General features: G+C 38.1%; 6 protein-coding genes. 1 reads left to right on the plus strand and 5 read right to left on the minus strand.

The features are described from left to right. Positions 1-3: 3 nt before the first annotated feature. Positions 4-3,363, minus strand: a complete 3,360-nt coding sequence (gene mfd / locus G6N06_RS09150) for a transcription-repair coupling factor (protein WP_163516103.1) — start codon at positions 3,361-3,363, stop codon at positions 4-6. A 215-nt stretch (positions 3,364-3,578) separates the two neighbouring features. On the opposite strand from mfd, the gene G6N06_RS09155 reads away from it, so the two are divergent. Beyond that, entirely contained in the window at positions 3,579-4,010 is a 432-nt protein-coding gene (locus tag G6N06_RS09155; RefSeq protein WP_163516105.1) for a tellurite resistance TerB family protein, read from the plus strand. A 223-nt stretch (positions 4,011-4,233) separates the two neighbouring features. On the opposite strand, the gene G6N06_RS09160 is transcribed toward G6N06_RS09155, so the two are convergent. The 4 genes from G6N06_RS09160 to G6N06_RS09175 all read right to left on the minus strand — a co-directional run bounded on the left by G6N06_RS09160 (position 4,234) and on the right by G6N06_RS09175 (position 8,290). Beyond that, positions 4,234-4,665, minus strand: coding sequence for a hypothetical protein (locus tag G6N06_RS09160; RefSeq protein WP_163516107.1), 432 nt, complete (start codon positions 4,663-4,665; stop codon positions 4,234-4,236). Positions 4,666-4,725: 60 nt separating this feature from the next. After that, entirely contained in the window at positions 4,726-7,077 is a 2,352-nt protein-coding gene (gene pbpC, locus G6N06_RS09165) for a penicillin-binding protein 1C (protein ID WP_163516108.1), read from the minus strand. 262 nt (positions 7,078-7,339) lie between these two features. Next, positions 7,340-7,708: an endonuclease domain-containing protein gene (locus G6N06_RS09170; RefSeq protein ID WP_163516110.1), complete on the minus strand. Its 369-nt coding sequence runs from the start codon at positions 7,706-7,708 to the stop codon at positions 7,340-7,342. A 222-nt stretch (positions 7,709-7,930) separates the two neighbouring features. Beyond that, on the minus strand, positions 7,931-8,290 hold the full coding sequence (locus G6N06_RS09175) for an endonuclease domain-containing protein (RefSeq protein ID WP_163516112.1): 360 nt from the start codon (positions 8,288-8,290) through the stop codon (positions 7,931-7,933). Between the last annotated feature and the right edge of the window lie 184 nt (positions 8,291-8,474).

Here is an 8,474-nt window from a genome sequence, read left to right on the forward strand (position 1 = left end):
TAATCACGCCACTATAGGCTGCAAAACAGCTAAAGCCTGTTTAACCGTTTTAATATGTTCAAAGGTAAGCAATAAACGCAGCCCTGTCCGGGTTTGTTTTTCTTTCATTTTTCCAGCGGATGGATGCATTTGGATATACTGTATCACTTTATTAAATCCTGCACTTTGATAAAATGCGCTTTGCTGATCGCTTATAAAATATCCTATCAATTTCCCTTGCTTCATCACAACTTTCTCCAGACCTATCTTTGTAGCCACCCATTTGATACGGACACTATTTAATAAATCGACTACCTGTTTCGGCATTTCACCAAAACGATCGATGATATCGGTTTCAAACTTTTGAAGTTCCTCCTCCGTTTTGATCTCATTCAATTTGGTATATAAATTCAAACGCTCCGCAATATTATTCACATAATCATCTGGAAACAACAATTCAAAATCTGTATCGATGGTGATATCCTTGACATAATCCCGTTCTATATGCTCGTCTTGGTACAGATCTTTGAATTCATTTTCCTTTAATTCTTCTATAGCCTCATTCAATATTTTCTGGTAGGTGTCAAAACCAATGTCGTTGATAAATCCGCTTTGTTCACCTCCCAACAAATCACCTGCCCCTCTAATTTCCAAATCCTTCATGGCGATATTAAATCCGCTTCCCAACTCAGTGAACTGCTCCAAGGCTGTTATTCGTTTTCGAGCGTCATCGGTCATGGCTGAATATTCTGGGGTGATAAAATAACAGAACGCCTTTTTGTTGCTTCGTCCCACACGACCTCGCATTTGGTGCAAATCGCTCAAACCAAAATTATTGGCATTATTAATGAATATCGTATTGGCATTTGCCACGTCCAAGCCACTTTCTACAATGGTGGTACTGACCAAAACATCAAATTCGCCATTCATAAAAGCAAGCATTAACTGCTCTAATTTTTTACCTTCCAATTGGCCATGCCCGATCCCAATTTTAGCATCAGGCACCAAGCGTTGGATCATACCCGCAACTTCCTTGATGTTTTCTATACGGTTATGGATAAAAAACACCTGTCCACCACGTTGAATTTCATAGGTCACGGCATCACGGATCACTTCCTCGTTAAATCGAATGACATGACTCTCTATAGGATATCGGTTGGGGGGAGGCGTTGTTATGACCGATAAATCACGCGCTGCCATTAAACTAAACTGTAAGGTTCTTGGGATTGGTGTTGCTGTTAAGGTCAACACGTCTACATTATCCTTGAGTGTTTTTAATTTCTCCTTGACCGCCACCCCAAATTTCTGTTCCTCATCAACGATCAATAGCCCCAAATCCTTGAATTTTACATTTTTGTTGACCAATTGATGGGTTCCAATAATAATATCCAAGTTACCGCTTTCAAGACGCTCAAGCGTATCCCGTTTTTCTTTTGCAGTTCTAAATCTGTTTAAATAATCGACAGTCACCGGAAAATCTTTCAATCGCTCTGTAAATGTTCTGGAATGCTGGTAGGCCAAAACAGTGGTTGGCACCAAAACAGCCACTTGTTTACCATTATCCACCGCTTTAAATGCAGCTCTAACAGCCACTTCGGTTTTACCAAAGCCCACATCTCCACAGATCAAACGATCCATAGGACGTTCGCTTTCCATATCATTTTTTATATCAGCAGTTGCAGTACTCTGATCTGGTGTATCCTCATAAATAAAAGAGGCCTCCAACTCCAGTTGCATAGCACTATCTGGATTGTATTGAAAACCTTTTTCCAATTTTCGTTTGGCGTACAATTGAATCAAATTAAAGGCAATTTCCTTAACCCTTGTTTTTGTCTTTTGCTTTAAGTTTTTCCAGGCATTACTACCAAGTTTGTAGATTTTTGGAGGCTTGCCATCTTTACCATTAAACTTGGATATTTTATGGAGAGAGTGAATGCTCAAATAAAGTACATCACGTTCGCCATAAATCAGTTTGATGGCCTCTTGTTTTTTACCTTCAACATCAATTTTTTGAAGTCCGCCAAACCGTCCTATTCCGTGATCGATATGGGTGACATAATCGCCAATATCCAGATTGGTCAATTCCTTTAATGTGATGGCCTGTTTTTTGGCATAGCCATTTTTAATATGGAATTTGTGGTAACGCTCAAAGATTTGATGATCGGTATAACAAGTTATCCTGTTGTCATGATCAATAAATCCCTGATACAAAGACAAGACAATGGTTTGGTAGTGAACCCCATGTTCCAATGCCCTATGGCGCTCCGTACTGACATCTTCAAAAATGTCGTGAAAACGTTTGGCCTGTTGTTCACTTGCACAAGCGATATAATTGGTGTAACCTTTATCATGATTACTGTTCAAATTCTCAATCAGTAAGTCAAATTGTTTATTGAAAGATGGTTGTGGCGTGGTATGAAACTCTACTAGTTTCGTGCTCAGCACCGGCGAAGAGCCAAATTCAACCAAAGTGAAATCCAGCAATTGTCTTTTCAAAAATGAAGAACTGCAAAACAATTCTTCTGGTGAAGCCCGTCTTATTTCTTGGGAAAGGGTTTTAAAAGCCTCTTCCGCTTTCTCATAGAAATCGTCAATTCTTGAAAACAGTAGATCTAAGTTTTTAGTGAAGACGATTGTTTTTTCAGAAATATATTTCAGGAAACTCTCACGAGTCTCATTGGAAAGTTTATTTTCAACATTAGGAATAATATTGATTTTTTTTATTTTTACGGTAGATAATTGTGTTTCGACATCAAAAGTTCTGATGCTATCTACTTCATCTCCAAAAAACTCAATTCGATAGGGCTCATCGTTAGAGAATGAAAACACGTCGACGATTCCGCCGCGTACAGAAAACTCACCAGGCTCAGTGACAAAATCCACCCGTTTAAATTGATATTCAAAAAGCACTTCGTTTACAAAATCGATCGAGAGGTTATCATTCACCGCAATCTTTAAAGTATTGCGTTCCAACTCCTTTCGTGTCACTACTTTTTCAAAAAGAGCATCGGGATAAGTCACAATAATCGCAGGCTTTTTACGAGAATTGATTCGGTTTAATACCTCTGCGCGCAAAAGCACATTGGCGTTGTCGGTTTCTTCAATTTGATAAGGACGTCTGTAACTTCCTGGATAAAAAAGCACGTCCTTATCGTTGATCAGCAATTCCAGATCATTAAGGTAAAAAGCAGCTTCTTCTTTATCATTAAAAACCATCAAAAAAGGTGATTCTGCGGTCTTAAAGCTTTCCGAAATAACGAAACTTAAAGAGGACCCAATCAGTCCTTTTAAATGTGTTTTACTTTGGTTTATGGCAATAGCATCTTGCAGATTTTGCGTTTGCAAAGTCTGTGCATAAGCTTGCGAGAGATGTGATTTACTCAAGACAATTTATTTTCTGTAAATATAAAGTTTAGAATTTATATGTACGATATTACCACTGTGAATTTAATCTTAAAAGAAATTGATAAGTCAAGTTTCATCCCTTCATAGAGATGAAGAAAATTGACCACCTTTTTTCATAATATTTTTTTAGGTCAGTAATAAAAAAAATATGTAGTTTTGATTTCCACAAAACGTGGCGATTAAAACAAAAAAATATGTCAATTTCAGATTTATTCGATAGCGGATTTAAAAAGCGAAATGAGGATCATTTCGCCTCAATTGTCAGAGTGGCCATGGATGATGGTGTCATAACCGACGATGAAAAAGCGTTTTTAGATCGCTTAGCACACAGTTTAGACATTAGTGAAGATGATTATAAAAGCATTCTTAGAAATTATCAATCTCATCCCATAAACCCACCTACATCATATGACCGACGTTTAGAACGTTTATTTGATTTGGCGCGTATGGTACATGTTGACCATATCCAAGGTGACGGGGAAGAGGTGTTATTGAAAAAAATTGCTATTGGCTTAGGTTTTAGAACGGATAACGTCAAATATATTGTGGACAAAGCATTAACGCTCGTTGCCAACGGTGTTGACATTGACACCTTTATTGACGAAATGAAAAACATGAATAGATAAGATTAGAACCAAGACCGCTTCGCTTTTAGAATCAACCTGCCTGCAGGCAGGGAATCAAGACTTGGTTGCTGATCCAAAAGAATTGGCTCATTGTATATAGCGTCTAAAGTCGATTAAAGCTCTAAAGATTGCAAATACATTCCATTGAAATAAAAACATACAAAAAATAAAACCAGAGTTTATAGCTCTGGTTTTTTTATGAATAGGAATTTAAAATGATTTGTTAGAACCAAGTATTCCACGGAATTTTTGCCAAGACACAAATCAGTGCCAAGGTGTAAAAAATAGCCAACACTTTGAATTTTGGTACCGAAGTCAATTTCTTTTTATGCTTAGAGTAACCAATAGTAATTAAAACCACTGCAATAATCATCATCAGAGGATGTTCCACAACATTTGATCTCAATATGCTGTTGCCCATAATTTCTTTCATTCCCGCTCCTGAAATAACGTCCAGATAGGCAAAGAGTAAAACAATACCAATAAGCAATTGGATATGTGATACAATAAGGGTGAATAAAGAAATTCTAAAATCCAAAGGATGGAATTCCTTCTTTCCAAAATATTTAAACAAAGCGTTTAAAGTAGCGATTACAATCAATAAAAGGGTCAAATAGGCCCAATAGGAATGTAACATTTTTACTGTTTCGTACATGGTTTTTTGTTTGAAAGGTTAAAAACAAAAATAGTCATTTTATAGATTGATTGGAACGCATTATTCTGAAATTTCAATCCAGCGCTTACTTTCATTGCCAAATGCATCAACGACAGTAATCAAATGTTTACCTTGTTTTGGCTGCATGGCGAATTCATGGATGTCTGTGGTGCTCCCTAAATAACGTTCATCCAGATACCAAAACACCAAAGTTTCAGGTTTGGAATGGGCCACTTTCAGGATCAAATCATTGGTTTGTCCGTCAAAATCCTTAGGTAAAAAAATGGTATTGTTTTCCTTCGGATATATAAATTCCATAACAATGGTACTCTCCCCCAGACAATCCTCTCGAAATGATGGCAACGGTTTATAGAACGGATTTTGGGCTTTATAATAATATTCCATTAGTGGTGGCAGCACAAACCACGATTTATGGACCATATTACCTAGGTCCTCACAAGATGAATTGACTTGGTACTGTTCATTCTTGTCCAAGTGTACCAAGATGTGATAAGGACAGGGGGCCGTTTTTAATCCAGCCAATTGGATAAATTTTGGTTCTTTGCTTTCACAATTTGGAGAGGCTCGATGACCCGATTGTGAACAGATCTCAACCTCCTGCATTTCGTCGTAAGGCTTGGTGAACCAATCGCTTTTGGGAAGGACATCAAACACATCAAACAAAATTGGTGCCGCCGTTTGCACACCAACCAAACCTGGTCTGCCCTCTCCGTCAGCATTTCCAACCCAAACCCCTACCACATAATCTTTAGTGGTACCGATGGCCCAAGCATCCCTGAATCCAAAACTCGTTCCTGTTTTCCAGGCAATCTGTTTGGAGCTGTCATAAAACTCCCAGTTTTCATTGCCTTCAGGTCTATTCACTTCTTTTAAACTTTCAAAAGTCAAATAAATGGAAGCCGCATCAAATAAGGTTTTATCAGATGTTCTTTTGCCAAAGTCAATGGTTTTATCTGCTAAAAATGTGGGTTCACAAAATTCATTGCTGAAATATTCGCTGGAGGTCTCATTAAAATGATTAAGTGTCGATGATAAGGATGCATAGCTTTTGCATAAGTCCCACAGATTACTTTCAGCGCCACCAAGAATGAGCGACAGACCATAATGATTGGCGTTGTATTGCAAATCCTTTAATTGCAATGCTTTTAAATAATGGTGAAACCGATCCAATCCAAATTCCTGCAACATCCTCACCGATGGCACATTCAACGAACGTGACAAGGCGCGACTTGCAGGAATTGCCCCATCGTATTGTTTGTCATAATTTTCAGGATTGTAACTTCCGTATTGTGTGGGCACATCTGCTACCAAAGTATTGGGCAAGAGATCTCCGGCATCCAACATGGCGGCATACAAAAACGGTTTTAAAATACTGCCGGTACTTCTCGGTTTATCAATGACATCCACGTCTTTTTCGTGTTCCTTATCGGTGGGCGTATTGCCAACGTACGCCAAGACTTTACGGGCTTTAACATCTAAAACCAACACCGCTGCATTGTAAATTTCGTTCTGTTTGAGAGTGTTATAGTGGTTATAAACAATTCTGTTGACTTGCTCCTGAATCGGTTTTTTGATGGTGGTCTGAACGTACTGTCCAAAATGCGTTTGGGTCACTTTTTGAAGTAAATGTGGTGCAATCTGTGGCAACGGATACGGTTTTTGGGGCAATCCTTCAGCTATGGATAATTGATAGGTCAAGGTATCGATAACTCCTTGTGTCATCAATTTTTCCAATAACCGATTGCGTTTTTTAAACAGTTGTTCTTGGTTTTTACCGGGATAGATCAAACTTGGTGCATTGGGCAAAACCGCTAAAGTGGCGCTTTCTGCCCATGACAATTGTGAGGCATCTCTATTGAAATAACGCCATGATGCAGCATCCAGTCCCACAACATTCCCTCCAAAAGGTGCGTTACTGCTGTAATAGGAGAGAATTTTTTCTTTAGAGGCTCTCAATTCCAATCGGGTAGCAAAAATTATTTCCTTAATTTTTTCAAAATAGGTTCTTGACTGTCCTTTTCGGGATAGCCGGATAACTTGTTGTGTGATGGTACTGCCGCCTCTTTTCACACCACCCGAACTTAAGTTTTCTTTTAAGGCTTTAAAAATAGACACCGGATTGAATCCGGGATGATGATAGAAATATGCATCTTCAAATTGAAGAATGCAGGTTTTGAACTTTTCTGGTACGGTATCATTTTGCGGAAATCGCCATTGCCCATCTTCAGCAATCATGGCTCCTAAAAGTTCGTTGTTAGAACTTGTAATGACCGTTGCCGTTGGATCTTTAAACAATTGGCGCGGCAAACAAAAATAATAAACCACCACTACTATAATAATAATGGCCGATTTAAATTTGTGGCGTTTTATGTAGGTTAGTAGCTTGGTCATGGTTAAAGACCTCACAGTCCCGATAGCTATCGGGATAAAACCTGTGAGGTCTGAGTGTGATTTATATTTTAATTTTTTTATTAGGATTTAACCCTTCCGACTTTAAGCTCTATTCTGAGCTTAAAGCCACCTTCCCTTAAAAAGGGAAGGAAGTTTTAATTATGCTATATTTAAAAATTTTACTCACCACCTTAACTTCTCCTCCTTTTAAAGGAAGAGTGGCTTCATCACGAGAATCGGGATGAAGACGAGGTGGTTGTTCTCATGCAAAATTCCGTTTTATTTCATTCAGCAAGCTTTCCAAATTTTCAAATACCTCTTTGTTTTCAAACCTCAGCACCTTAAATCCAAGAGATTTCAATTTTTGTTCCCTCTCATAATCATAATTACCAACTGCAAAATCCAGATGAACTGCACTATCCAATTCAATTACTAATTTTTCAGAGGAACAATAAAAATCGACGATATAATTTGCAATACTGTGTTGCCTTCTGAATTTCCGCCCATCCAATTGATTTCTCTGTAGTGACTTCCATAAGGTCGCTTCAGCGGATGTGGAATTATTTCGCAATTCTTTCCTCCGCTCTAAAAGATACTTTCGGTTATGGATGTTGATTTCATTGGTGATCATTTAGAAAAACAACCCTTCCGTCTTTAAGCTCTCTCCGGAGCTTAAAGCCACCTTCCCTTAAAAAAGGGAAGGAAGTTTTTGATTCGGTATTATTTAAAAATATACGCCTCATTTCAAATCTAATCATAATCTAAACTTCTCCTCCTTTTAAAGGAGGAGTGGCTTCATCACGAGAGTCGGGATGAAGACCTGTCTGCCGACAGGCAGGCGAGGTGGTTGTTCTCATGCAAAATTCCGTTTTATTTCATTCAGCAAGCTTTCCAAATTTTCAAAAACCTCTTTGTTTTCAAACCTCAGCACCTTAAATCCAAGAGATTTCAATTTTTGTTCCCTCTCATAATCATAATTACCAACTGCAAAATCCAAATGAACTGCACCATCCAATTCAATTACTAATTTTTCAGAGGCACAATAAAAATCGACGATATAATTTTCAATACTGTGTTGCCTTCTGAATTTTCGTCCATCCAATTGATTTCTCTGTAGTGACTTCCATAAGGTCGCTTCAGCGGATGTGGAATTATTTCGCAATTCTTTCCTCCGCTCTAAAAGATACTTTCGGTTATGGATGTTTGATTTCATTGGTGATCATTTAGAAAAACAACCCTTCCGTCTTTAAGCTCTCTCCGGAGCTTAAAGCCACCTTCCCTTAAAAAAGGGAAGGAAGTTTTTGATTCGGTATTATTTAAAAATATACGCCTCATTTCAAATCTAATCATAATCTAAACTTCTCCTCCTTTTAAAGGAGGAGTGGCTTCATCACGAG

It is taken from the genome of Gelidibacter japonicus, assembly GCF_010725055.1.
Classification (GTDB): Bacteria; Bacteroidota; Bacteroidia; order Flavobacteriales; family Flavobacteriaceae; genus Gelidibacter; species Gelidibacter japonicus.